Here is a 305-nt window from a genome sequence, read left to right as displayed (position 1 = left end):
TTATGGGGGCTGGTCGGTGTTACCGCGCTGTCTGCCCTGATCTGGATGGTGGGACCGCTGCTGCCCTTTACCCGTTTCCAGTCGCTGGACAGCCCATTGAATCGCCAGCTGTTGATCGGCCTGAGCTACTTTTTGTGGATACTCTTTCAGCTTATCCCTCAGCTTTACCGCGCCTGGTTCAACAGCAAGTTGCTGACCCGCCTGCAACTCAACAACATCGACCACGCGGAGTTACAGGCTACGGGTGAAATGCTCAATAACCGCTTCAGTGAAGCGGCGATGCTGTTAAAGAAAACCCAGTTTGG

The 305-nt window shown here is 54.4% G+C and carries 1 pseudogene; it reads left to right on the top strand.

Annotated features, from left to right (window positions below):
* Positions 1 to 305: pseudogene (locus WH277_RS02155) on the top strand (type VI secretion system membrane subunit TssM); the annotation flags it as partial.

The sequence above is a fragment of the Erwinia sp. MYb416 genome (assembly GCF_037479575.1).
GTDB classification, from domain to species: Bacteria; Pseudomonadota; Gammaproteobacteria; order Enterobacterales; family Enterobacteriaceae; genus Erwinia; species Erwinia rhapontici.
This window is presented reverse-complemented; position numbering and strand designations above follow the sequence as displayed.